Source organism: Aeromicrobium sp. PFPM2_SD2 (assembly GCF_057364525.1).
Genome location: NZ_JBNFNZ010000855.1, coordinates 1 through 490 on the forward strand (window position 1 = coordinate 1; position 490 = coordinate 490).

General features: G+C 74.9%; 1 protein-coding gene. It reads right to left on the bottom strand.

What is annotated here, in order from left to right; genetic code table 11:
• Positions 1-165 precede the first annotated feature (165 nt).
• Positions 166-490, bottom strand: a 325-nt coding sequence (locus AC2W7G_RS18490) for a winged helix-turn-helix domain-containing protein (protein ID WP_485869713.1), incomplete at its 5' end; no start/stop codon positions are given.

A 490-nucleotide genomic window follows, 5' to 3' on the forward strand; every position in this document is an offset into this window, starting at 1 on the left:
CCGCTCGCGCGCCTCGCCTCGACCGCCGTGGCGGTGAGCCCGACGGTGCGGCCGACCGCCTCGCGCTCCTGGTCGGCGACGAGGTGGGCGGTCTCGTACGCCCGGGGCACGCCGAACAGGGCGATGACCGCGAGGGTCATCCCCACCAGCGTGACGACGAGACGCTCACGCATCCGCGGCGTCGTCCTCGAGCCGGAAGCCGACGCCGCGGACGGTCACGATGCGGGCGGGCGCGGCGTGCTCCTCGAGCTTCTGGCGCAGCCGGCCGAGCGTGGTGTCCAGCGTCTTGGTCGAGCCGAACCAGTTCTCGTCCCAGACCTCGTCCATGATCCGCTCGCGCGTGACGACGGCGCCGCGGTCGACGTCGAGCAGGGCCAGGACGTCGAACTCCTTGACCGTCAGCACGACCTCGCCGTCGCCGACCCAGACCCGGCGGGCGTGCGGGTCGACGCGCAGGCCGGACGCGCTCGCGGACGCCTCCGGGGCGGCG